We start from the raw sequence: 24,491 nt of genomic DNA on the forward strand, positions 1-24,491 counted from the left end.
GTTACCATCGCGCGGCTAGTGTCTGCGCCATACCAGCAGCTGATTGTTCGCCGGCATTGCCGTATCGGACTCCAGCTCAAAGCCGGTGTCGCGGGCCAGTACCAGCAGGTCATCAAGGTCCCGGAGCCCGCTATGCGCGGCGCGAGCCCGTAAGCTGGCATCGAAGGCGGCGTTACTGGCGCTGCTGTAGCGGCCGGCATACCTGAAGGGGCCGTACAGGCAAAACGCGCCTTGCGCCGGCAGCACCCTGGCCAGCCCCCGGAACATGCACTCGACTTCCGTCCAGCACATGATGTGCGCCGTATTGGCAGAATAGGCCATGTCCGCGTGTATCACAGGCCACCGGAGCTCGGCGACATCCAGTGCCAGCGGTTCAGCGATGTTGGGCAGCGCCGCGGCCCGCACCCGCTCCCGACAATTGTCCACACTGTCCGGATGATCTGTCGGTTGCCAGCGAAGGTGGGGCAGGGCGGCGGCAAAATGCACCGCGTGCTGGCCTGTCCCCGACCCCACCTCAAGTACCGTCCCCGCATCGACAAAGAGCTGCTGCAAACGGGCCAGAATCGGCTCCTTGTTGTTTTCGCAGGCTTGTGAGAAGGGCAGCGGCATGGCGGCGTCTAAACCGGAGACCGGTCGTAGCGCGGGAAACCGGGCACGGTGTCCGTCACCACGGGGAAAATCGTCTGTCGGGCAGGCACCATCTCGTCAGCATAATTGCGGTAGATAGCCGCGCGCAGGGCACCGGCGGTTGCGTAGCCAGTCTGGTCCGCAAGGTCGTCAAGGATGCCTCGCACCCGGCTGGTGGTCAGTGCATGGCTGCGTGCGATTTCCTGCAGACTATCCCCTGCGATGAAGTCCTCAAAAACCCGCATGGTTTCCAGTGTCCAGCGTGCGCCAAGGGAGCCGACGATGGTGCCATCGGGTTCCGCGCGTACCAGGCTGCGCGTGAAGGGATCCTCCACGTTGGCCAGATACGTCAGAAACCCGGTTTGCAGCTTGATCACGTTGAGAATGGCGCGGAACATGCGGCCGGACGGGGTCAGTAGCCAGACCCAGGCCGTGGCATTGCCGTACAGCCGGGCAGCATCCTCCAGCAGGCCACCTACCGGATCCTTGATCAGCGGTGTATTGCGCCGCCAGACGCTGGGCAACACGTTTGTCATCGATTCACGGTGGGCGAGTTCGGACAGGGTCTTGCCGCGTACTTCGTCCAGGGTCATGCCGTGCATGCGCAACGCCGCAGGCGACATATCCACCACGCACATGTCGTCGCCCAGGCGGGTTACCGGCAGTACATCCCCCAAGGCTTCAATCCAATCCATTGTCATCCGCCAGTGCCTGTCTCTCGCAAGCTTGGACCACACCGTCCGGCCCTGGACGGCGGGTGAAAAAACCTGCGGCGCTTCGCCGCAGGCTGCATCGTCTACTGTTTGTCGCCAGTGCGATTCGCGCTGTGCTGTGCAACCTGCTGGTGGCGCAGGAGCAGCGCGTCCACAAGGATGTTGCCGGCCTCGGTGAGCAGCACGTCGGGGTGTTCCGGGTCTTCTGTCGCGCTATCGTCCTCGGGCTCGATGGCGTCCTCATCGGTTTCGTCAAACTCATCTTCCAGCGAGGTCAGCAGTTCCTCGCCGAGCGCAGCGCGGCGCCGGTTTTCAATTGCCAGGGCCTTGTTCTCCTGCGCCTCACGCATGGCGATACGGGCTTCTTCATTGAGCGGCAATGCCTTCACCGCGCGCGCCTCTTCAGCCAGGTGAACCTGCTCCTCAAGATAGACGAAATCCGGGTTGGTGACGCTGCGTTCACGGAACAGTCGGGTCAGCTCCGGCACAACGGCGTTGATGTCACCATAGCGCCTGTGCTTGACCGGATTGATCTGGTCCCAGTTGAGAGCGTGGTCCAGTGCGCTCTCGCCTATCTCGTCCGGGTCGAACAGGGACGGAAAGACCACGTCGGGCACCACTCCACGGTGCTGCGTGCTGTCTCCCGAGATACGGTAGAACTTCGATTCGGTGAGCTTCAGCTGCCCTTCCGTGAGCGGCACCATGGTCTGCACGGTTCCCTTGCCGAAGGAGCGGTCCCCAACAATAATGCCGCGCTGATAGTCCTGTATCGCGCCGGCGAAGATTTCCGAGGCGGAAGCGCTCAGTCGGTTGATCAGGACCACGAGCGGACCATCGTAGTAGGGGCCCCGCACACGCTTGCCGTCACGCCACACCCGTCGCGACGAGTGGCGAATCTGCACGGTCGGGCCGTACTCGATAAACAAGCCGGTCAACTCGTTGGCTTCCTGCAGTGAGCCACCGCCGTTATGGCGCAGGTCGATCACGATGCCGTCAACGCCTTCCGCTTCCAGTTCCGTCAGCAGTTTGTGGACGTCGCGGGTGGTGCTCTTGTAATCATCGTCACCGCGCCGCATGGCCTCGAAGTCGATATAAAACGCGGGAATGTCGATGACACCGATCTTTGCGGTGTGGTCACCGCTGGGCACTTCAAGGACCTTCTTCTGGGCCGACTGCTCCTCCAGTTTGACCTGGTTGCGCACGATGGTGATTTCCTTGCGTGCATCCGTGGAGGCCGCCTTGGCGGGGATCACCTGCAGGCGAACCGTGGAATCTTTGGGGCCACGTATCAGCTCGACCACCTCGTCCAGGCGCCAGCCGATTACGTCTTCAAAGGGGCCATCCTCGCCCTGTGCAACGCCCACGATCCGGTCCGAGGGTTGCAGCTCTCCCTGCTTGTCCGCCGGGCCAGCCGCGACCAGTCGGGCGACCTTGGTGTATTCGTCCTCCATCTGCAGTACTGCGCCGATCCCTTCGAGCGACAGGCTCATATTGATATTGAAGTTCTCCGAGCGACGGGGAGACAGGTAGTTGGTGTGCGGGTCGTAGAGTTCCGTCAGGGCGTTGGCATAGACCTGGAACACATCCTGGGCGTTGTACTGTTCAATCCGCTTGAGCTGGTTGCGGTAGCGCTTCTCCAGCGTCGGCACAATGTCCTCGGCCTCTTTCTCCGCAAGCCGCAGGCTCAATACCTGATTCTTGAGATGGCGACGCCAGCGATCGTCAAGTTCTGCCTCGCTGCGCGCCCAGGGACGATCCTCGCCATCCAGTTCATAGGCCTCGTCCACGGTGAAATCCATGGCCGCTACGCGCTCGTCGAGTGTTTCCACGATGCCGCCGAGGCGCTCCTGCAAGCGCTGCTGGAAGCGGTTGAAAATGTCGAAGCCGATCTGCAGGTTGCCCTCGTGCAGGTCCTCATCCATCACCGTGCGGTAGCGCTCAAAGTCCGCCAGATCCGCCTGGGTAAAGAACATCTTGCCCCCGTCGAGGCTTTCTATGTAATTGTCCAGGTGCAGGGAAGACAGGTTGTCATCGTAGACAAGCTTGGCGTAATGGCGCTCCTCCAACTGCTCGATCAGCTCAACGATGGTTTCCCGCTGGCTGTCCGTGTAGGCGATGGCGGCGCCCGCAACTCCCGGCAGCGCTGCCACCAGCAGGGCCGCAACGCCCAGGAAGAGGGTGCGGAAGTGCGTCGCTCTGTAAGCCGGTATGGTAGGCAAAGTTGGTGTCTCCTGTAGACCGAGTCAGCAGTGTAACCCCACGCTGGGTTGCATCCAATCCCATTGTAACGGTGTACACGATGTTGTGTGAGACAGCGCTGGTTCGCGCGTGTTCCATCCCCGTGCTACCGGACTGGTGTACCATACAGGCTGCAGCCAGCGGACCAGGGCCCCTTGAGCGCGTGAACCCGATCGAACTGACCAACAGCATGATTTTCTGGGGTGCCCTGCTTGCACTCCTGTGCGTCATTGCCAGCGGGCTCTCCCGTCGGGTGGGTGCCCCGGTACTGCTGGTGTTCCTCGTGCTGGGCATGCTCGCCGGTGAAGAAGGGCTGGGCGGCCTGCAGTTCAATGACGTCAACCAGGCCTTCCTGTTCGGCAGCCTCGCCCTCGCCATCATCATTTTCGACGGGGGGCAGGGCGCGCGTCGCGACACCTTCAGGGTCAGCCTGGGGCCGGCACTGTCGCTGGCGACGATCGGTGTGGTGCTGACCGCCGGTATCACCGGTTTGGTGACACACCTCATTTTGGGGCTGAGCTGGCTGGAGTCTCTATTGATCGGCGCCATCGTCGGCTCCACCGACGCCGCAGCCGTGTTCGGCCTGCTGCGTTCGGCGGGCTTGCAACTCAAGGAACGCACCAGCGCGACGCTGGAGGTGGAGTCCGGCAGTAACGACCCCATGGCGATCTTCCTGACGATCACGCTGGTGGAACTGCTCTCGCTGCAGGCGGAAGACCCCGGGGTACGCATTCTGGCGGCCTTTGCGGAGCAGATGGGGCTGGGACTTGCCATTGGCTTTGCCGGCGGCTATCTGCTTGTGCGGCTGCTGAAACGCCTCTCTCTGCCCGTATCCATGTATCCGCTGCTGGCGCTGGCCGGCGGCATCAGCGTGTTCGGGGTGGCCAACCTGTGGGGCGGGAGCGGCTTTCTGGCCATCTATCTGGTGGGCATCCTGATCGGCAACGCATCGCTGCCGCACGCCAAGGATATTCGCCGATTCCACGATGGCATCGCCTGGCTGGCCCAGATTGGCATGTTTCTCATGCTCGGTCTGCTGGTCACACCCAGCAGCCTGCTGCCCCTGGTACTTCCCGCCCTCGGCATTGCCTTGGCGCTGATTTTTGTCGCACGCCCCCTGGCCGTGGCCCTGGCATTGCTGCCCTTCCATTTCCCCTGGCGAGAGCAGGTGTTTATCAGTTGGTGCGGGCTGCGCGGCGCTGTGCCGATTATCCTCGCACTGTTTCCGTCCCTCGCCGGGCTGGAGCATGCGGATATTTTCTTTGAGCTGGCGTTCTTCGTGGTGCTTGTTTCGCTGGTGCTCCAGGGGTGGACCATCGCGCCCATTGCCCGTTGGTTGGGCATTGAGGTGCCGCCGGTACTTGTCGATCCGGAGCACCTGGTCCTGAAGATTCCGGACGAACAGGAAAAAGAGGTTCTGGTATACCGGGCGGTGGCGGGCAGCCCTGCGATTCAGATGCGGGCAGGGCGTTTGCCGCTGTCTGGCGGCGCACAGCTGGTGGGTATTGTTCGCCAGGGAGTGTTACTGGACAACCCTCGTGAGCAAGACGTCGAGCTGGAAGACCATGTCATGGTCCTCGGCAATGACGGCGCAGCACCGGCCCTCGCCCGCCTGTTCACGCCGGTGGATGCGCGCAGCTCGGAAAAAGCCTCGGCGTTTTATGGCGACTTTGTCCTCAAGCCGGGCGCACGCCTGGCCGATATCTCCCTGATGTACGGTATTGCGGTACCGGAAGCCCTGCAGTCGCTCACAGTGGGCGAGTTCATCAACCGGCAGTTCCATCACAAAGCGGTCGTGGGGGACCGCGTCTCGCTGGGTAGCGTTGAGTTCGTCGTGAAGAAACTTGATGGCGACCAGATTGCCGTGGTCGGCCTTAAACTCGGGTAGTCATTCAGCCCGCGTCGCCCTCCGCGTCTGTTGCGATAATGTCGATGCCGGCCAGGTCCTGCGCATAGCGTTTCTTGCGCGGCAGATCCATGCCGCGCAGAATCTGGATGCGTTGGGCCTGGGGTGAACCTGCGCCGTGCAGCGATTCTGTGAGGTAGCCCACGGCGTTGCGGCCCAGGGTCATGTTCTCGATCAGGCGCAGCATCCGGGTACGGCTCTCTACCGGAATGTCTGCGCGACCCTGGAAATACTTGTGCAACAGTGGCCCGGCGTCCTCATGCTCGAAGTCGGCCTGGGACGGCAGGGTCACCATCAGGCCGCCAGCGAGGTCCTGGGCGAATCGGGCTATCTCGTAGGGGAAGCGTGTGACATTGTGCTTGCACACGTTGGCCAGCATTTCGTCATTCATCCAGATACCCGAATCCAGTCGCGTCGCCTCGTGGGAGGATGCGATGGCCGACGAATAGATGGTTTCGTTGAGATGCGTCATCTCCACCAGTTTGTCCTTGATATGGCTGGCGGCATCAGCCCCGTTGTACTCGGCGATAGAGGCCGCAGCGCCGACCATCACATCACCGAGGCCGGTTTTGCAGACATAGCTGGCGCGATGGTAGGCGGTAAAGCGCGACACCATCGGCTGGGCGAATTCGTATTCGCCATCCATGAGCACATGCTCCCAGGGGATGAACACGTTGTCGAAAACCACCAGGGTTTCCTGTCCGCCGAAGCGCGCGTTGCCCTTGTCGATGTCGCCCGGCTCCAGCGCACGGGTGTCACAGCTCTGACGCCCGTAAATGTAGGTGAGTCCCTCAGCGTCGCCGGGCACCAGGCCAACCACAGCGTAGTCACGATCTGCCTCGCCCATATTCATTGTGGGCATGACGCAGATCCAGTGACTGTTCAGACCGCCCGTCATGTGCGCTTTGGCGCCGGTGACGAACAGGCCCTGTGCCGTGCGACCCGTTACGTGCAAAAAAAGATCGGGGTCAGATTGCTGGTGAGGGCGTTTGCTGCGATCCCCCTTTGGATCCGTCATGCCGGCACCAATGATGACATTGTGGCGCTGGGCTTCGCGCATAAAGTCGAGATAGCGCTGGTGGTAGTGCGTGCCATACTTGCGGTCGATGTCCCAGGTGATGGAGTGCAGCACACTGATCGTATCCAGCCCGGCACAGCGCTGGAAGCAGGTACCCGTGATCTGCCCCAGACGCCGCTGCATACGATTCTTCATCACCAGGTCCTGCGGTGATTCGACAATGTGCAGGAAGCGATTGACCCGGGCGTCGATCAGGGAAGAGTGTGCCGTTGCCAGCTCAGGCTCTTCCAGAGCCAGGTCGTAGGTGGCACTCAGGGCATTGATAGAGGGGCGGATAATCGGGTGGTCCACCGGCTCCGCGATCCGCTCACCCAGCAGGTAAACCGTGACATTGCGTCCACGCAGGCTCTGTACATAGTCTTCGCCAGTGCGAATCGGCGTAAAACGCGCCCACCGGCTGGCTGCTGTCTCCTCTGTGCGCTCTGCGCTAACCTTGCTCACCCTGTTCCTCCCACGACCTGTTTTGCGGTCCAGCCCCCGGTTCGCACAGGCCAGCCGAGCACCCGCAATACCGTGGTCCGAGACCCTGAGGTGTCTGTTGTATGCTAAATTGGGGCGGTTGTCGATTGCAGCCACCGCGTTGCAACGCAGCGTCAACACACGCATCAGCCGAGGGCATCATGAAGCACACTCACATCCGGCCAGAATTCCATACCAGGATTTGTGGTGCCGTACTGCTGACACTGTTGTTCTGCATGACACTGGCGGGTCGCCCCCTGGCAGCCGGGGAGGCGCGCCACGATCTGGTCATCATCGGCGGCCGCGTCGTCGACCCGGAGAGTGGGCTGGATGCTGTGCGCAATCTGGGCATTACGGGCTCAGAGATTGTTGAGATATCCGAAGGGCGGCTGGTTGGTAAGCGCACCATCGATGCCAGTGGCCTGATCGTTGCCCCCGGGTTTATCGACCTGCATTCACACGGGCAGTCGCTGGTTGCAGACAGAATGCACGCCTACGATGGCGTGACAACCACCCTGGAACTCGAGTCCGGCGTGTTGCCGGTCGATGAGTGGTATCAATCACAGGCGCGGGCGGGCAGGGCCCTGAATTACGGTACGTCTGCCGCCTGGACCTTCGCGCGCATCGCGGAGTTCGAGGGGCTGACACCCCGCGCGGAGGTGCAGTGGTTCCGTGATGCCTTCGCCCGCAAGCGCTGGGTTAGCGAAGCCGCATCGAGTGAACAGGTGCAGCGCATCACTGCCTATCTTGAACAGGGGTTGCGCGACGGGGCACTCGGTATCGGCATCAACGGGGGTTACGCGCCGGGGGGAGGTTTTCGTGAACTGCTTGCCGTGCACAGTCTGGCTGCTCGCCATGAGGTCCCCACCTTCACACACATCTCCTGCGACAATCCGCAGGACCCCGACAGCTCGGCGGAGTGTGTCGGCCAGGTTATTGCCCTGGCGGCCAGCACCGGAAACCCGGCCCACATCTGCCACTTGAACAGCAGCAGTGTGCGGGCCGTCGATGTCACGGCCGGAATGATCCAGTCAGCGCGCGCTTCCGGCGTTCCGATAACGACAGAGGCCTATACCTATGGCGCCGCCAGCACCACCATCGGTTCGGCGCTGTTCAGCCCGGATGCAATGGCGGCCAAGGGTGTGAAGGCGCAGGACATTGAATACAACGGCCAGAGGCTCAATGAAGAGAGTTTCAAAGCCCTGCGCGCAGAGCAGCCCGGTGCCATTATCGTAAAACACTTCCTGGATTTACCGGCGGAACGCAGCGTGTTGGACACCTCGGTTCTGCTCCCCGGCGGGGCGATAGCCAGCGACAGCATGCCCTGGATCGACGCGAACACGGGCGCGCTGATCCCCCATGACGTGTGGCCGCTGCCGGAAACAGCTTACGCCCACCCCCGGAGTGCCGGCACCTTCAGCCGCCTGCTGGCCGAGTGGGTGCGCGAAAGCGAGTCGCTGAGCCTGACGGAAGCCTTGCGCAAGACATCGCTGATACCGGCAACGATCCTGCAGCCCTCGGTGCCGCAGATGCGCAAAAAAGGCAGGCTGCAGGTGGGCATGGACGCCGATATCGTCATCTTTGATCTGAACGCGGTGCAGGACAGGGCCACTTTTGCCAATCCCCGACAACCCTCCGTTGGCATGCGCTACGTACTGGTCAACGGCGTGCCCGTTATTGACGAGGGGGAATTGCGTCTGGACAGCATGCCGGGGAGAGCAATCAGGCGGCCACCGCAGGACACCATTACCGATATGCAGCAGGGACACTGACATGTTTGCCATGATCATAGAAGAGACCGGCGGCCCGGAGGTTTTCCGCCGGGCCGAGGTCCCGACACCCACACCTGCGGCCGGTCAATTACTGATTCAGGTTGCCTGCGCGGGTGTCAATCCTGCTGACTGGAAAAACCGGGAAGGGCACCTGGCGCAATACCGGCCCTATGTATTCCCCTACATTATCGGCTTTGACGCGGCCGGGCGCGTGGCGGCGATAGGGGAGGGGGTGCGCGGATTCTCGGTGGGCGACCGCGTGTTTACGCCCACCAACCACGGCCAGGGTGGTCAGGGCAGTTATGCGGAATACACGCTGGCCGACGCCGGCCGGGTGGCGCACATTCCCGAGGGACTCGGCTTTGCAGAGGCCGCAGCATTGCCGGTTGCCGCACTGACTGCGTGGCAGGGCCTGTTTGATCGGGGTGGCCTGGCGCCGGGGCAGTTGGCGCTGATTCACGGTGGAGCAGGTGGGCTGGGCAGTTTCGCAGTGCAGTTCGCATGTTGGGCGGGGGCTCGGGTGGCGGCGACCTGCTCAACCTCCAACCTGGACTATGTGCAGGGGCTGGGCGCAGAACGGGTCATCGATTACCGCCGCGAAAGCATCCCCGAGGCGATCGCGGACTGGGCGCCCGGGGGCCTCGACTACCTCATGGACGCCGTGGGTACCAGCACCCTGCCCAACGGCCTTGACCTGGTCAGACCCGGTGGCACCTTTGTCAGCATCCCCACGCTGGTGGATGACGGGGATATCCCGGCAGCGGCCGCGATGGCCGCCGAACGCGGTGTCAAACGTGTATTTTCAACCATGGACGACACCGACTGTGCCGCAACACTGACCAGAATCGCCCAGCTGCTGGTCAAGGGGGACATCAGGCTCCCTCCCATTGAGCAATACCCATTGGCGGCGGTCGCCGACGTACACAGCATCCTGCAGCAAGGCCACAACCGCGGCAAGAAGGTGCTGAAGGTCGCCGATCTCGACTCATCACAAACAGGAATCAAGCATGTCTGACCCACTCGCGTCCCTGAAGGGCAACGTCGCCGTCATTACCGGAGCCGGTTCCGGCATTGGTGAGGGCCTCGCGCACTGTGCCGCAGCTGCCGGCATGCAGGTGGTTGTGGCCGATATCGCGACAGACCGTGCAGAGAGCGTCGCAGATGCGATCCGCGAGGCCGGTGGCGATGCAATGGCAATGCCCGTGGATGTGGCATGTCCCGGCTCCATCGATGCACTCGCGGAAGCGGTGCATACGCGCCTGGGGGACGTCACGATGCTCTTCAACAACGCGGGGGTGGAAACGGTCGGCTTCAGTTGGGAACTCAGCAGCGAGCAGTGGGAGAAAACACTGCAGATCAATATCCACGGCGCGATTCATGGTGTGCGCGCCTTTGCGCCCCGTATGCTCGCCAGTGGCAGGCGCGCCTGGATCGCCAATACCTGCTCAATCGGCGGGCTGGGAATGATGCCGCTGCAGACCTCATACATTCTCAGCAAACACGCCATGATCTCCTTCAGCGAATGCCTGTTCCTGGAGATGCAGTTGAAGGGCGCGCCGATTCACGTCTCGGCGGTCCTCCCCGGACCGGTGGCGACCCGGATATTTGCCGATGGCGGCGGCGGGCAGGACGAGGGCAGTGCACAGCACCGGGCCATGATGGACGCGATGCTCCACGCGGACGGCATTTCAGGCCTGGAGGCAGCGCAGCGCATTTTTCCCCAGGTGGTCGCCGGCGCATTCTGGGTGTCCACTCACCCCGAGGTGACACAGCAGATGGCCGCGGGTCGCGCTCAGCACCTCAGCGCACTGTCGACGCCCGCCTTACCGGCAGAGATTCTCGCCAGCATGGGCCTGGCCGTCCCGGAATAACGTGTGCATCATCAAGCGGCGGTAAAGGCCGCTGCATGGGCCTCACGCAGGGTGCGCTTGAGTATTTTTCCCGAGGGGTTGCGCGGAAGATCGGGGGCGATAATCACACGCTTGGGGACTTTGAACCCCGCGAGCTGACCCTGACAGTGTTCGATGACCGCCTGCTCATCGACGGCGCTGCCAGCATCCGCCTTGGCCACCACCACAGCCGCAACAGCCTCCACCCAGGTCGGGTGGGGCAGGCCGATCACAGCGACCTCCGCCACCCAGGGCAGCTGGTAAATGGTTTCTTCAACCTCGCGACCGGAGACGTTCTCACCACCGGTTTTGATCATGTCCTTTTTGCGGTCCACGATGGTCAGGTAGCCTTCCTCGTCGAAGGTGCCCAGGTCGCCGCTGTGGAACCAGCCGCCGGCAAAGGCCTCAGCGGTCTTTTCCGGGTTTTTGAAGTACTCGGTAAGGAGTTGCGGCGAACGGTGCACCACTTCTCCGATGGCGCCCACCTCCACATCATTCCCCGCGTCATCCACCAGACGCGTTTCCACATGCAACACCGGCTTGCCGGCCGAGCCGGCTTTTCGCAGCTGGTCCTCCGGTTTGAGGATCGTGGCCGTCGGGGCAATCTCGGTTTGTCCGTAGAGGTTCCACAAGCGGAGTTGCGGCAGCCGCGCCTGTATTTCCTTGAGCACCTCCACCGGCATGATCGAGGCGCCGTAATAGCCCTTGCGCAAGGCGCTGAGGTCCGCCGTGTCAAAAGCGGGCGCCCGCAGCAGTGATATCCACACGGTCGGTGGCGCGAAAAACGACGTGATGCATTCCTCCTGCAGTAATCGCAACAGGTTGTCCGCGCTGTTGTCGTCCGTAATGATGTTGCTACCGCCCGCCTGCAATGATGGCCCAAGGAAACAGTCGAGCTGTGCGCAGTGAAACAGCGGCAGGGCGTGCAGCAGCCGGTCATCGCCGGCGACCTCGGCGTCGGCGAGAATGCTGCCGTACTGCCACAACACGGCGGCATGACTGAGCACGGCACCCTTGGGCGCCGACTCCGTGCCACTGGTGTAAATGATCTGTGCGGGGGTACGCTCATCAACTGCGACCGGCCGTGACAGCGGCTCCGTCTGCAGCAACTCCGAAAAAGCGCCCAGGCCTTCCGCTGGCGGACTGTCCAGGTTCAGCCACAATAGCGATTCCACACGCGGGCAGAGACCGGCAACGGCAAGTGCCTTGTCCACCTCAGTTGGCCCCACAAGCAGCAGGCGCGCCTCGCTGTGGTCGACGATATAGGCCGCTTCCTGCGCATTGAGCATGAAGTTGACAGGCACCAGTACCGCCCCGGCAGCGGCAATCGCAAAGCGGGCCACGGCAAAGGCATTGGAGTTGCGCGACAGAATCGCCACGCGATCGCCAGGCTGGATACCCCGTGCGGCCAGGCCAGCCGCCGCCGCACGGCACAGGTGATGGAACTCGGCATAGGTCCAGCCAACGCCGTGCTGGCGAATGGCGAGTTTTTGCGGGTGGCGCGCAGCACTGCGGCGCAGTATGTCGTAAATGGACTGTTGACGAAGTGCGTTGTCGGTCATGGTTGTGCCAACTCCCTGGATTCCCGATTATTTTTCACTGTGGCCCCGGTATGCGCCCGCTGGAGCCTGCATTGAACCAGCGCGGCCGCGGCCAGACAAGCTACCGCACTGGTATGCCTCCTTGTGATTCTATACGCCTTTGCATGCCGTGACGTTGACGACAGAAGCCCCGGCGGATAGCGTGCGGATTCACAACAATAAGCAGCGAAGACCGCCCAATGATCACCGTACAAGACGAAATTGTCTTACAGGCGCAGCATCTGTCTGCCGTCGAGGCGCTGTTTCAGACACGCTACCGGAAGGCGGCAGAGGCACGCGGCATGCACTTTCAGTCTCTGCAGGTGTCGCCACCGGTCGCCATTGCCGAAGCGCCGGTCACACTCTGGCTGCGCTGGACCATTACCGACCCGGCGGCCTGGTGGGGCATGCGCGCGCAGTCAGGGACGGCGGAGGTCGCCGCTTTCTGGGCTGCTGTCGATAAGCAGAGTCTGTCCCGCAGGCGTACCTACCTGATGAAGCCGGACGCAGCAGCGCTCACGCTGCCAACGGCCGGGCGGTCCACGGCGACCAGCAGAGGCTACCGCGAGACCGCACAGTTGCAGATACGTGAGGGTGGCGCGGATGCACTGCAACAGGCGCTCTCCCTGTGGCTGCCACAACTTCCGGGGCTTGCATCGAGCGAGCTTGGCAACAACCTCGCCCCTGAGTACGCAGCGGGGCACCTGACACTGGACCTGCTGTACCCGGACGCCGCCGCCGCGGCGCGGGCACAGGCGAGTGATGTGTGGCAGTGCCAGATTCTTCCTGAGCTCTCGCGCACCTGCACTGCCGTGCATGCGCTGGCGCTGGCAACCGTCGGTGCCGGTCTGCGGGAGCCGGACCTGGCTGGCGGGATCAAACGCACAGCATTCTTCCGCCTGCAATCCGGTCGCGACACCGCGACCGCAGAGGCCTTTGAAAGGGACCTGCTCGCCATGCCAGAGCACATTCACGAAATTCGCAACTGGCGCCTGAGCCGTGCTGTCCCGGTGGAATGGCAGCATGCAGGGTGCGCGCCATGGACCTGGGTATGGGAACAGGAATTCCGCACCGTTGATGACCTGTTGGGGCCATACATGCTGCACCCACACCACTGGGCTCATATTGATCGCTGGTTTGATCCGGAGTCGGGTGCGCAGGCGATAGATACAGCGCTGTCCCACGCATTCAGCCCGTTTGGCAGCAGCGTACTCGCGCGCGAGCTTGTGGCACAGGGTGAGGGCATCTGACCGGCCCTGCAATAGCGTTCACAGACACAGGGTATTCAGGAGACGATTGACATGGGAACACTGCTGGAAGGTAAGGTTGCGCTGGTTACGGGTGCCAGCCGGGGCATCGGGCGTGCGCTGGCCCAGCGCCTTGCTGCCGAGGGCGCGACGATGGTGCTGGCGGCGCGAAGCCTCGACAGTGCGGGCCCCTATGCCGGCACACTGCGTGAGAGCGTGGCGCTGATTGAAGGGCAGGGGGGCGTAGCCTATCCGCTGCAGGCGGACCTCGAAAGTGACGCGGACCTCGACACCCTGGTAAGCCGCACGATTGCACTCACCGGTGGGCTGGACATCCTGATCCACAGTGGCGGCAAAGCCGAATACGCCCCGACGGCGACCATGGACCCGGCAACCTTCGAGCGTACTTTCCATCACTATCTGCGCGCGCCGTTCCGGCTGATCCAGCACGCAGTACCCGAAATGCGCAAACGTGGCGCTGGCTGGATTGTCACGCTGGGGTCGGTAACCGCGCTGCCGCCGACCCGCCCCTATGATGCGTTTGCGACCCAGGGGGGAGGCACTGTCTATGCGTCCATCAAGGCCGCGGTGCACCGCATGACCCAGGGACTGGCGGCGGAGCTTCTGGCTGACAACATTGCCGTAAACACCCTGAGCCCGAGCACTGCCATCCGCACTCCCGGCGCCAGTGAATACATTCCGGAGAGCTACCCGACTGAGCGCATCGAATACATTGCGGAGACCGGCCTCGCGCTCTGCCACCTGCCCGCCGCGGAGCGCACCGGACTCACTGCCTACAGCCTACATTTTCCGCTTCAGCATGGGCTACCGGTTTACTCACTCGACGGGTCCCAACGCATTGAGGACCCGATACTGCCCGCCTACTCACACCCCGGCATCGATTCCTGACTCGGGGCGTTCGCAAGGATCAGCCTCACGGTGGTGCGAAGCGCCGCGCCAGACGGCGCAGGACAGGGGCCAGCAACAACGGGAGCACACTGGCCAGCGCAACCAGCAGCCAGCCATCCGGGCCGGGATGGACGAGAGACAGGACCGCGGCAAGTGGAGGAAAGTACACCGCAGCCGCTATCAGTGCACTGCACAGCCCGAGTGCCGCCCAGATCCAGGGGTTGCCGGTGATTTCGTTGCGCAGCCAGCGGCCGCTGTCCTCGCGGATATTGAACACATGCCACATCTGGGCCAGGGCCAGTGTGAGGAATGAGACCGTCACTGCCTTGCTGGCGTCGAAACCGAGTACCAGGCGACCCACCGCCATCGCGCCCAGTACCACCGCGCCAATCAGGGCAGCGTACAGGCCGATGAGCACCCAGTGCTGGCGCATCAGTACACGCTCCCGGGGCGATCGCGGCGGGTGTTGCATGGCACCCGGTGCACCTGTCCCCACACCCAGTGCCAGGACCGGAAACACATCCGTTACCAGGTTCAAAAACAGGATCTGCAGGGGCAGCAGGGGAAGTGGTGCACCCGCGACTGTCGCCAGCACGACCACCAGCACTTCACTGATATTGCAGGACATCAGGTAAACAACGAATTTGCGGATGTTGCTGAAGATGGCCCGACCCTGCGCAATGGCAGCGACAATCGTGCGAAACTCGTCATCCTGCAAGACCATGGCGGCGGATTCCCGCGCGATGGCTGTGCCCCGAATACCCATCGCCACACCAATATCGGCTTTTTTCAGCGCAGGTGCATCATTGACCCCATCGCCCGTCATGGCGACGACCCGGTCTGCGCGCTGGTGCAGATCAATGAGCTTGAGCTTTTGCTCGGGTGTGACACGCGCGAACACGCGCACGTCCAGCAGTTCATCCGTCGCCTCGCTTTCGAAGACCTGCTGCAAGGCATCGCCGTCCACAACCTGGGGGGGCTGACCCTCTGCGACAATGCCCGTGTCCAGCGCGATGCGCGCGGCGGTCGCCGCGTGGTCTCCGGTCACCATAACCACATTGACCCCCGCGGCGTGGCACTGTTCGATGGCCTCCTTCACGCCCTTGCGTGGGGGGTCTTCCATGCCAACAAGACCAAGTAGCACGAGGTCACTGTAGGGCGGGTCCTGCTCAGACCCGAGCCGTCGCTCCGCTACCGCCAGCGTGCGCAGCCCGGTGGCTGCCAGATCGTCCGCGCGCTGCAGCCAGTGCTGGCGGCCCGCATCATCGAGGTCAACCGCGGCCTCGCCCTCCTGTTGTGCACGACACAGTGGCAGCACGCTCTCTGGCGCTCCCTTGACGGCGGCGAAAACGCCATCGGCATCGCGGTGGATCGTGGCCATGCGCTTGTCTTCGGCACTGAAAGGCTCCTCACGAAGCTCGGGCATGGCCGCCAGCAGAGCAGGGCGGTCCAGCCCCAGTCGGGCGGCGGCAGCCAGCAGGGCCAGTTCCGTGGGATCGCCCGTTGCATGCTTCTCGTCCTCGGCCTCATCACCCAGAGAGGCGTTGCAGCACAGAGCTGCGCGTTCCAGCAGGCGGTGAGTTACCCCCGTGTCCCCGGAGCTGTCTCCTTCGCTCTGGAAGACGATATCCGCATCGGCCAGCAGCACCCGGGTGACCGTCATCCGGTTTTCCGTGAGGGTGCCGGTCTTGTCAGTGAGGATAACGCTGGTTGCCCCGAGTGTTTCAACGGCGGACAAACGGGTAATCAGCGCGTTCCGTCGGGCCATGCGCCACATGCCGCGAGCCAGCGCGATGGTCGCCACGATGGGCAGACCCTCGGGGATCGCAGCAACGGACAGGGCAATCGCAACCTCGATGGCGAGAGCAATATCGCGACCGGTCAGCACGCCAATGACTGCCAGCATCACGGCCATCACCAACACCAGCCACACCAGCCGCTTGCCGAGCGCGTCAAGGCGTTTTTCAAGCGGCGTCTGGCGCGGCTGCGCGGTGCTCACCTGATCGAAAATACGGCCAAACTCGGTATCCATACCCGTGGCAACCACAAGGCCGCTGCCGCTCCCACGGGTGAGGGCGGTGCCGCCGAAGGCTATGTTAGGCCTTTCCAGCAACGATGCTTCTGCCGCTACCGCGTCGACCTGTTTTCGTACCGGAAGTGACTCGCCGGTGAGCACCGATTCATCTGCCTGCATCCGGGCGGCTTCCTGTAAACGGAGGTCCGCCGGGATCACATCGCCGGCCTCCAGCAGTACCACATCACCGGGCACCAGCCCGGACGCCGGTATGCGCTCCGCACGGCCGCCGCGCAGTACTGTGGTCTCCGTGCGGGCGATACTTCGCAGCGACTCCATGGAGCGTGTTGCCCGCCATTCCGTGGTGAAGCCCAACGCGGTGTTGAGCGCGACAACGACCGCAATCGCCATCGCCTCTACGGTATCGCCCATCAACAGGGCCAAACCGGTCGCTGCGAACAGCAGTAACACCACAATGCTCCGCAGTTGCGCCAGCAGAATAGACAGGGCAGGGCGTGGCTTGGTCTCACGGAAGACGTTAGGGCCGAATAGCTTTCGGCGACGCTGAAGTTCGTCTGCTGCCAGCCCCCGTGAGGGATCAACAGCCAACGCTTCCGCAACGTGCGCTACAGGGTGCATCCAGGGCTTCACCAGGCGAGGGTCGTCAGGCGCGGCGTGCAAGCGACTGCGCCTAGCGTCGCGTTGCGGCGAGTATCTGGTCGAGTTGGTTGGCAAAGCGCTGTTTGTCCTGATGGTTGAGTGCCGTCGGGCCACCCGACTGAATCCCACTGGCACGCAGTGTGTCCATGAAATCCCCCATAGTGAGTTTCGGCTGAATATTGTCCGTCGTGTAGCGTTCACCCCGTGGTGTCAGCACCAGGGCACCCCGGGCAATCACTTCGGCCGCCAATGGGATATCCGCGGTAATGACCAGGTCTCCCGGTTTGGCCAGCCTGACGATTTCATCATCCGCCACGTCAAACCCGGCGCTGACCTGCAGCGAGCGGATATTCGCATCCGCAGGGACCTGTAACGGACGGTTTGCCACCAGGGTCAAACACAGGCCAGTACGGCGAGCCGCCCGAAACAGAATGTCCTTCGCCATGCCCGGGCAGGCGTCGGCATCAACCCAGATATCCAGTGCGAGTTCCCCCTTTGCGATTGCTGCACGTCGCAGGCGCGAGGGCATCAGTGTATCCGAGTGACCTGTGGGCCGACAGTCAGGCCATCCGCATGCACGACCTGTCGCGATCGCGCCTGGTGCTGGTGCGCCTTAAACACAGCGCGGGGTGGGCAGGGGGTTCAGCCTTCACCAGCCTGTGCATAACTGTGTGCCCGAATCCTTAATTTAACATAATATATATTATACGCAGTTGTGGATTCTTTTACGGATAACGGATTTGCCGTGTTTTGCAGGCTCCGGGGCTCGTTTCGGGCCCTACTGGGCTCTGCTATGGATGACGGGTTGTCCGCCAGATGCAGGACCGCCCTGTACGGGAATCAGGCCAAGCCATCCGGCGGGCCCGTATGAAGAGCGTTCGGCTGAACAATTGGGTTCTGCTTTGGGTGCGGCCCGTTCTTGCCACCAACTTCGGATGGCTGGGCTGGAGGAATTACTGGTCGGTGAAGGACACGGGTGCATCGAGATCGAGGCCCGCAACTTCATAGCCTCGTACAAAATCGTCTGCGTGCTTCAGCACCCAGGTTCTGACTTGCTCCGGGTCGTGATCGCGCAGGCCCCGGTAAATCTGTCGGTGCGCATCCAGTAGACGCTGGTTTACATCAAGCTGTTTCATCAGTCGATTCGCCGCCGGCAGGAACACATGTGCGATTCCGAGACGACTCAACTGCAGCACCCGGTTGCAGGACCCTTCGGCAATCAGGCTGTGAAATTCGAGATCGAGTACCTCAAGTGCCGCATTGTCGCCGAGGTTCGCTTCCGTCTGCCGCAGGTTCTCCTCCATTTTATGCAACAGCTCCGGCGAAATCTTCTCCGCTGCCACCGTCGCAATCTCTGCGTCGAGGATACGGATGGCCTCGTATAGCTCCCTGACGGTCACTTCCTCAAGAATCAGCGTATTGAAGATGCGACTGCTGAGTTTGTCGCGATCGGGTGAGCGCACAATGAGCTTCTTGCCCCCCGGCTTTCGCTCGACGAGGCCGTTTTCCTCCAGGAGGCGCATGGCTTCTCGCACTGATGAGCGATGAACCTGCAGGTTGTCCGCAAGGACCTGCTCGGCAGGCAGCGTGTCCCCTACCTTCAGCTCGTTGCTCAATATCCGGGTCTCCAGAATCTTGTAGATCTGGCGGTAGAGAGGGTCGCGCTGCAGGGCTGTATTCGGCATGCGCTTGACTCTAGCACAGGGTCGGCCTACCATGCAATTTCAGTCGTATTGTCCGACCATCCGACCATAAATAGGTCAAAACAGGGTAAATTTGTATGAATTTTGAGCACAGTGACAAGGTAAAAGGCCTGATGGCACAGGTGGATGCCTTCATGCAGGAGCACATTTTTCCGGCAGAAGAAGCCTATGAAGAGTTCGTCAACGACCCCGCCAAGCTGTGGCAGGTACCGCCGATCATCGAAGCGCTGAAACAGAAGGCCAAGGCGCTGGGGCTGTGGAACCTGTTCCTGCCTGAAGAGTACGGTGACTTCAGTCCCGGCCTGACCAACCTGGAGTACGCCCCCCTGGCAGAATTGATGGGCCGCTCAGAAATGGCCTCTGAGATATTCAATTGCAGCGCGCCGGATACCGGCAATATGGAGGTGCTGGCCCGCTACGGCACGGTGGAGCAGCAGGAACGGTGGCTGAAACCCCTCATGGAGGGCGAGATCCGCTCTGCCTACCTGATGACGGAGCCACAGGTGGCGAGCTCCGACGCCACCAACGTCGAGTGCTCCATTGTGCGCGATGGCGACGAGTACGTGATCAATGGCCGCAAGTGGTGGTCCTCCAGCGTTTACGACCCGCGCTGCGAATTGCTGCTGGTGATGGGCAAGACCGACCCAGAGGCTCCCCGGCATATTCAGCAATCCACCATTATCGTTCCTCGCAACACACCCGGGGTGAAGCTGGTGCGCCCCCTCAAGGTGTTTAACCACCTCCACTCCCCCGCCGGCCACGGCGAAGTGCTTCTGGAGAACGTGCGCGTTCCCGTTGAGAACATGATTCTCGGTGAAGGACGCGGCTTTGAGATTGCCCAGGGTCGCCTGGGACCGGGCCGTATTCACCACTGCATGCGCTTGATCGGCGCGGCCCAGCGCTGTCTGGACCTGATGTGCAAGCGTGTCGACTCGCGGGTGGCTTTTGGCAAGAAACTGGCGGATCAGGGCGTCATTCGCCAGGATGTCGCCAAGTCCCGCTGTGAAATTGAGCAGGCTCGTCTACTTACCCTGTGTGCCGCTGACAGACTCGACAAGGTAGGCAACAAGGAGGCCCGTGACATTATCGCCATGATCAAGATCGTGGCCCCGCGCATGTGCCAGGAGGTGGCGGACCGAGCCATCCAGGCCCACGGCGGCATGGGCCTGTGCCAGGATACGCCGATCGCCAATCTGTTTGCCTATGCACGCTTTGTTCGCCTTGCCGATGGCCCGGATGAAGTGCATATGGCGCAGTTGGGCAAAATGACCATCAAAGCCGCAGTCGAAGGTGTCTGACAATGAAAGCTCTGGTATTCAACGGTCCCAGAAAGATTCGCTATGAATCCTTCGATGATCCGACGATTCGCGACGAACGCAACCTGATTATCAAGGTAAAGCGCTGCAGTATCTGCGGGTCAGACCTGCATATGTACCATGGGGATCGCATTGCCAAGACAGACTACTCGCAGCCCATCGAGCGCTTCTGTACCGGCCACGAAACCATCGGTGAAGTCGTGGAGGTGGGCTCCGCGGTCCGCAGGCACAAGGTGGGAGACAAGGTACTGGTCGCCGGTGGTGCCGGTTGTGGTATCTGCCGCCGCTGCCTCGCGGGGCAGTTCAACCTCTGTGAAAGCTATCGCTCGGGGGGTCACAGCAGCATCGCCTACGGTATCCGGCCCGTACTCAATGGCGGTCATGCAGAGTACCTGGAAGTCATCAACGCGGATCTCGGTGCAACCGGTATCCCGGAGGGCATTACAGATCAACAGGCACTTCTCCTGACCGATGCATTGGCAACTGGCTACTACGGGGTAAAGATGTCCGGGGTTTCTCCCGGCGACACCGTCGCCGTGATCGGCCAGGGGCCGGTGGGTCGCCTGGCTGCAGAAGCGGCGGTGGCAATCGGCGCCTCTACAGTCTACGCGATCGATCCACAGGAAAACCGCCGCAATATGGCATCCGCATTCGGCGCTACGCCGCTACACCCCGACGAGGCAGTACAAACGGTCTACGAAGAGACCCGGGGGCTGGGTGTCGATTCGGTCATCGAAGCGGTGGGTGTCGGTCCAACTCTGAGCCAGGCAGTCAAGCTCGCCCGTATTGGCGGTCGATTATCAATTCTCGGGATTCTCCAGGCAGACACCAACATGCCACTGCATATCATCCAGGCGAAAAGCCTGGTGGTGCACATGGGTATTGCCGGTGTCGTGGACTCGTGGCCGGAGTTGATACCCCTCTTACAGACTGGCCGGATTCGAGGCGAAGGTGTATTCACACACAGCTTCGATCTTGCGGAAGGAGAAGAAGCCTACCGCATGTTCGATGCTCGCGAGGATGGCGTCATGAAAGTGCTACTCACCCCCTGAGACAACTCCAGCAACAGGTAAACACATTATGAGTCTGGTAAACGCATTGGATTTCACTGGCAAGAAGGTACTGGTTTGCGGCGCCTCGGACGGCATCGGCTACGGCGTGGCAAAAGCCTTCCTGGAGGCCGGAGCCGAGGTGGCAATCACTGGCACTCGCAGCGAGGGGGATTACGACAACGACTTCAGCGGTATGCAGTTTCACTCCCTGAATATCCAGGACCCTGAGGCCATCAGCGCACTGGCGACAAAGTTTGACGCACTCGACGTAATGGTGAACTGCATCGGCTCAGTGCTGTGGAAAAAAGCCGAGTTCGAGCGCGAGGGTTTCGAGAAAATTCTCTGCATCAACCTGACTGGCGCCATGCAATTGTGTACCGAGTTCCATGACCTGCTGCAAGCCAGCGGCGGCAATATCGTCAATCTCGACTCGGTGGTATCCATACGCCCTGCCCTGAATAACCCGGCCTACAGCGCCAGCAAGGCTGGCCTTGTGCAGCTGACCAAAGCCCTGGCCATGAAGTGGGGCCGCAACGGTATTCGCGTCAACAGCGTTGCACCGGGCATGGTGCCCACTAAACTGACCGTCAACCAGTCCAGCCGGGAACAGGAGGAGCAATTCAGGAAGACCAACCCGCTCGGCCGCTTCGGCACGCCGCAGGATATCGCAGGCGGCGTACTGTTTCTGGCCTCCCCCATGGCAGCCTATGTCACCGGCCAGCAGCTGGTGATCGACGGCGGTTCGACTCTTTAAATCAGGCGTATTGACGATGGCTAAACAAGAATCAGTAGATCGGGATCTGGTGGATCTCGATCGACTTGGCGAATGGATGCAAGCGCAACGACTGCCCTCGGGGCCATTCCTAAACCAACGTCTGCTGACCGGGGGTACCCAGAATATTCTGCTGTATTTTGAGCGGGGCGACAGGGCCTTTGTGTTGCGACGTCCGCCAAAGCATCTTCGCGCCAGCAGCAACCGGGTTATGTGCCGAGAGGCACGGGTTCTTCAAGCCCTTGCTGGCAGCAATGTACCCCATCCTGGCTACATCGCGCACTGTGAAGACGAGTCCGTGCTGGGGGCTGCCTTCTTTCTGATGGAGCCCGTGGATGGTTTCAACCCCGTCAATGGTTTACCCGAACTTCACCGCGGTGATGCAGCGCTGCGCCGCCGCATGGGGGAATCTCACATAGAAGCCCTGGCTACGCTGGGATCGCTGGATTACAAGGAGCTTGGGCTCGCTGAATTCGGTAAGCCGGATGGATACCTGCAGCGCCAACCCGGACGCTGGCGAGGCGAGTTGGAGAGCTACGCAGCACTGGACGGTTATGACAACACCTCCCTGCCCTACGAATCCCGGATATATCAGTGGCTGGCAGACCACATTCCCGAGGACTTCCAGCCAGGGATCATCCACGGCGACTGCCATTTGGCCAATACGCTGTTCAATTACCACAACGGGGAACTTGCCGCCCTGATTGACTGGGAAATGAGCACCATTGGCGACCCGCTGCTGGACCTGGGTTGGGTAATGGCGACAAGCGACGATGGTGATGGTTTTTCCACAGCGAGCATCGAACCTCGTGACGGCTTCCCCAGCATAGCCGAAATGGTTGCACACTACAGCAAGCACTCGCATCGCAACCTCTCTTCGCTCCAATGGTACGCTGTGCTGGCCTGCTACAAACTGGGCGCCATTCTGGAGGGGACCCATGCGCGTGCCTGTGCTGGCAAAGCCGACAAAGCCATTGGCGAGAAGCTGCACCAGCTCACGCTCGGGCTATTCCGGCGTGCGCATCACTGGATAGAGCATGGCATCCCCACATCGGAATAATCGCATGCGCTCGTGAGCCACGGGCCAGCACAACGCCGACTCAGGTGAAACATGCCGGCGTCAATGCACTGATCTGAATGAAGAACTGTGGTAGCGTTCTGCTTGAGCGCGTTGAACAGCCAGCGATTTGACGCGGCGTGCTCCCATAGTGATCAGATGCCTGTGACGTTGGACCAATCGATGCGAAATGACCCTGCTCCTGCCAAACGGCAGGAGGTCACCGTGCTCACCTACAATATCCATAAGGGGTTTTGCACCGGCAACCGACGCTTTGTGCTGGAAGGCATTCGTGAACGTATCGTGGAATCCGGCGCTGACGTGGTTTTTCTGCAGGAGGTACACGGCTGGGCGCATGCCAGTCCGCGACGGCAGAAGCGTTTCAGCTACCCGGAAGAACCGCATTTTGAATATCTGGCGGATCAGGTCTGGCCGCACTACGCCTACGCGCGCAATGCCATCTACCGAAAGGGGGATCACGGCAACGCCCTGCTCAGCCGCTTCCCCATCGTGAGCACGGAGAACATCGATGTGTCGCTGTTTCCCCGCTCCAGCCGAAGCATCCTGCACAGCGTCCTGGCGCTGCCGGGTTCGGGCACCCGCCTGCACACGCTGTGTGTGCATCTTGGCCTGCTCGAGCGCGAAAGGCGCACACAGCTGGCGACGCTGGTGCGCCGGATAGAGGCCCACGTTCCGCATGACGAGCCCCTGATCCTGGCCGGGGATTTCAACGACTGGCGCCAGCGCGGAGCGCAGTACCTGCAATCCCAGCTGGGTCTCGAGGAAGCCTTCCTGGCGCTACACGGCAGGCATGCACGCACCTTCCCGGTATGGGCACCGGTGTTTCCGGTCGACCGGATCTATTACCGTGGCGTACAACCGATCGGCTGCCAGCGCTTGCGCGATGGGCATTGGCGGGACCTGTCGGATCACGCGGCCCTGCTGGCTCAATTTGCGCTATGACCTGCCGTAGCGCGGCAGACGCAACAGCCCTACCCCATGTCCACGCGCAGCCGGCTCAGCCGTATCTCCTGAATATGCCAGTGTCCATCCAGTTTGACGTAGCGCTCGTGGTAGTGCCCATAACCGTGTAGCCAGGCAAAGGGCAGTGCCGAGCCCGGCCCCGGCCATAGCTTGTCCTCCATCGCCCAGACACCAGCGGCCGTTGTCGGTGACTCAATCGTGATCTCAGGTGTGTGCCCATGATGCACGGTAACCACCTGGTCGAGAACCGGTGCGAGACCCGCCACATAGGCCGCCGCACCGTGGGTGAGCAGGGTGTCATCATAGACGCCCGTCGCGGCGCGAAAGTCGGCAACGAGGTCCGGTGCGAACACGGCTTCGAAGGCCTGCCAGTCCTTGCCATCCAGCGCACGAAAGTAGCGCGCCTTCAGCGCGCGAATGGCCTCAATGGCCACCAATTGCTCGATACTGGTCATCGACTCTCTCCTGTTTCCCGGCACCGGGGCCGGTGACCTGAACCGTTGCCCGTTTTCTGC

The 24,491-nt window shown here is 61.8% G+C and carries 20 protein-coding genes; 11 read left to right on the plus strand and 9 right to left on the minus strand.

Annotated features, from left to right (window positions below; all coding sequences use genetic code 11):
* Positions 1-15: 15 nt before the first annotated feature.
* The 3 genes from AACZ17_RS03870 to AACZ17_RS03880 all read right to left on the minus strand — a co-directional run bounded on the left by AACZ17_RS03870 (position 16) and on the right by AACZ17_RS03880 (position 3,559).
* The gene (locus tag AACZ17_RS03870) at positions 16-609 is read right to left on the minus strand and encodes a DUF938 domain-containing protein (protein ID WP_290739352.1); all 594 of its coding nucleotides are present in this window, start codon (positions 607-609) and stop codon (positions 16-18) included.
* A gap of 8 nt (positions 610-617) precedes the next feature.
* The gene (locus AACZ17_RS03875) at positions 618-1,322 is read right to left on the minus strand and encodes a PAS domain-containing protein (RefSeq protein ID WP_290739354.1); all 705 of its coding nucleotides are present in this window, start codon (positions 1,320-1,322) and stop codon (positions 618-620) included.
* Between the two features lie 101 nt (positions 1,323-1,423).
* The gene (locus AACZ17_RS03880) at positions 1,424-3,559 is read right to left on the minus strand and encodes a carboxy terminal-processing peptidase (RefSeq protein WP_290739357.1); all 2,136 of its coding nucleotides are present in this window, start codon (positions 3,557-3,559) and stop codon (positions 1,424-1,426) included.
* Between the two features lie 182 nt (positions 3,560-3,741).
* On the opposite strand from AACZ17_RS03880, the gene AACZ17_RS03885 reads away from it, so the two are divergent.
* Positions 3,742-5,466 (plus strand): potassium/proton antiporter, encoded by a 1,725-nt coding sequence (locus tag AACZ17_RS03885; protein WP_290739359.1) that lies wholly within the window; start codon positions 3,742-3,744, stop codon positions 5,464-5,466.
* Positions 5,467-5,470: 4 nt separating this feature from the next.
* On the opposite strand, the gene AACZ17_RS03890 is transcribed toward AACZ17_RS03885, so the two are convergent.
* Positions 5,471-7,003, minus strand: a complete 1,533-nt coding sequence (locus AACZ17_RS03890; RefSeq protein ID WP_290739362.1) for a 4-hydroxyphenylacetate 3-hydroxylase N-terminal domain-containing protein — start codon at positions 7,001-7,003, stop codon at positions 5,471-5,473.
* Between the two features lie 179 nt (positions 7,004-7,182).
* Between AACZ17_RS03890 and AACZ17_RS03895 the strand changes: the two genes are divergently transcribed.
* Genes AACZ17_RS03895 through AACZ17_RS03905 form a run of 3 tightly spaced genes read left to right on the plus strand, consistent with a single transcriptional unit; the run spans position 7,183 to position 10,664 of the window.
* A complete protein-coding gene (locus AACZ17_RS03895; protein ID WP_290739364.1) occupies positions 7,183-8,793 on the plus strand; it encodes an amidohydrolase family protein in 1,611 nt (536 codons plus the stop codon).
* A 1-nt stretch (position 8,794) separates the two neighbouring features.
* Positions 8,795-9,808: an NADP-dependent oxidoreductase gene (locus AACZ17_RS03900; protein ID WP_290739367.1), complete on the plus strand. Its 1,014-nt coding sequence runs from the start codon at positions 8,795-8,797 to the stop codon at positions 9,806-9,808.
* Positions 9,801-10,664: an SDR family NAD(P)-dependent oxidoreductase gene (locus AACZ17_RS03905; protein ID WP_290739370.1), complete on the plus strand. Its 864-nt coding sequence runs from the start codon at positions 9,801-9,803 to the stop codon at positions 10,662-10,664. Before AACZ17_RS03900 ends, AACZ17_RS03905 begins: the two co-directional genes overlap by 8 nt.
* Before the next feature lie 11 nt (positions 10,665-10,675).
* On the opposite strand, the gene AACZ17_RS03910 is transcribed toward AACZ17_RS03905, so the two are convergent.
* Complete coding sequence (locus AACZ17_RS03910) at positions 10,676-12,244, minus strand: fatty acyl-CoA synthetase (RefSeq protein WP_290739373.1); 1,569 nt, start codon at positions 12,242-12,244, stop codon at positions 10,676-10,678.
* A gap of 218 nt (positions 12,245-12,462) precedes the next feature.
* Between AACZ17_RS03910 and AACZ17_RS03915 the strand changes: the two genes are divergently transcribed.
* Together AACZ17_RS03915 and AACZ17_RS03920 are read left to right on the plus strand one after the other, a co-directional pair.
* Positions 12,463-13,512: a Dabb family protein gene (locus tag AACZ17_RS03915; RefSeq protein ID WP_290739376.1), complete on the plus strand. Its 1,050-nt coding sequence runs from the start codon at positions 12,463-12,465 to the stop codon at positions 13,510-13,512.
* Between the two features lie 51 nt (positions 13,513-13,563).
* Positions 13,564-14,418, plus strand: coding sequence for an SDR family NAD(P)-dependent oxidoreductase (locus tag AACZ17_RS03920; protein ID WP_290739379.1), 855 nt, complete (start codon positions 13,564-13,566; stop codon positions 14,416-14,418).
* A gap of 25 nt (positions 14,419-14,443) precedes the next feature.
* Here the strand turns inward: AACZ17_RS03920 and AACZ17_RS03925 are convergent, their stop codons facing one another.
* The 3 genes from AACZ17_RS03925 to AACZ17_RS03935 form a co-directional block, all read right to left on the minus strand.
* On the minus strand, positions 14,444-17,113 hold the full coding sequence (locus AACZ17_RS03925; protein WP_290739382.1) for a cation-transporting P-type ATPase: 2,670 nt from the start codon (positions 17,111-17,113) through the stop codon (positions 14,444-14,446).
* 10 nt (positions 17,114-17,123) lie between these two features.
* Positions 17,124-17,573: a YaiI/YqxD family protein gene (locus tag AACZ17_RS03930; RefSeq protein WP_290739742.1), complete on the minus strand. Its 450-nt coding sequence runs from the start codon at positions 17,571-17,573 to the stop codon at positions 17,124-17,126.
* 472 nt (positions 17,574-18,045) lie between these two features.
* Entirely contained in the window at positions 18,046-18,777 is a 732-nt protein-coding gene (locus AACZ17_RS03935; RefSeq protein WP_290739385.1) for a GntR family transcriptional regulator, read from the minus strand.
* Between the two features lie 95 nt (positions 18,778-18,872).
* On the opposite strand from AACZ17_RS03935, the gene AACZ17_RS03940 reads away from it, so the two are divergent.
* The 5 genes from AACZ17_RS03940 to AACZ17_RS03960 all read left to right on the plus strand — a co-directional run bounded on the left by AACZ17_RS03940 (position 18,873) and on the right by AACZ17_RS03960 (position 23,955).
* A complete protein-coding gene (locus AACZ17_RS03940) occupies positions 18,873-20,093 on the plus strand; it encodes an acyl-CoA dehydrogenase family protein (protein WP_290739387.1) in 1,221 nt (406 codons plus the stop codon).
* Between the two features lie 2 nt (positions 20,094-20,095).
* Positions 20,096-21,163 (plus strand): alcohol dehydrogenase catalytic domain-containing protein, encoded by a 1,068-nt coding sequence (locus tag AACZ17_RS03945; RefSeq protein ID WP_290739390.1) that lies wholly within the window; start codon positions 20,096-20,098, stop codon positions 21,161-21,163.
* Between the two features lie 28 nt (positions 21,164-21,191).
* Positions 21,192-21,917 carry an SDR family oxidoreductase gene (locus AACZ17_RS03950; protein ID WP_290739393.1) on the plus strand — a complete coding sequence of 242 codons (726 nt, stop codon included), beginning with the start codon at positions 21,192-21,194 and terminating at the stop codon, positions 21,915-21,917.
* A gap of 16 nt (positions 21,918-21,933) precedes the next feature.
* A complete protein-coding gene (locus tag AACZ17_RS03955; protein WP_290739396.1) occupies positions 21,934-22,995 on the plus strand; it encodes a phosphotransferase family protein in 1,062 nt (353 codons plus the stop codon).
* Positions 22,996-23,217: 222 nt separating this feature from the next.
* A complete protein-coding gene (locus AACZ17_RS03960; protein ID WP_290739429.1) occupies positions 23,218-23,955 on the plus strand; it encodes an endonuclease/exonuclease/phosphatase family protein in 738 nt (245 codons plus the stop codon).
* Between the two features lie 29 nt (positions 23,956-23,984).
* On the opposite strand, the gene AACZ17_RS03965 is transcribed toward AACZ17_RS03960, so the two are convergent.
* Positions 23,985-24,431 carry a nuclear transport factor 2 family protein gene (locus AACZ17_RS03965; protein WP_290739432.1) on the minus strand — a complete coding sequence of 149 codons (447 nt, stop codon included), beginning with the start codon at positions 24,429-24,431 and terminating at the stop codon, positions 23,985-23,987.
* Positions 24,432-24,491: the final 60 nt, after the last annotated feature.

Origin of the sequence: uncultured Haliea sp. (assembly GCF_963973825.1) — a bacterium.
GTDB lineage: Bacteria > Pseudomonadota > Gammaproteobacteria > Pseudomonadales > Halieaceae > Haliea.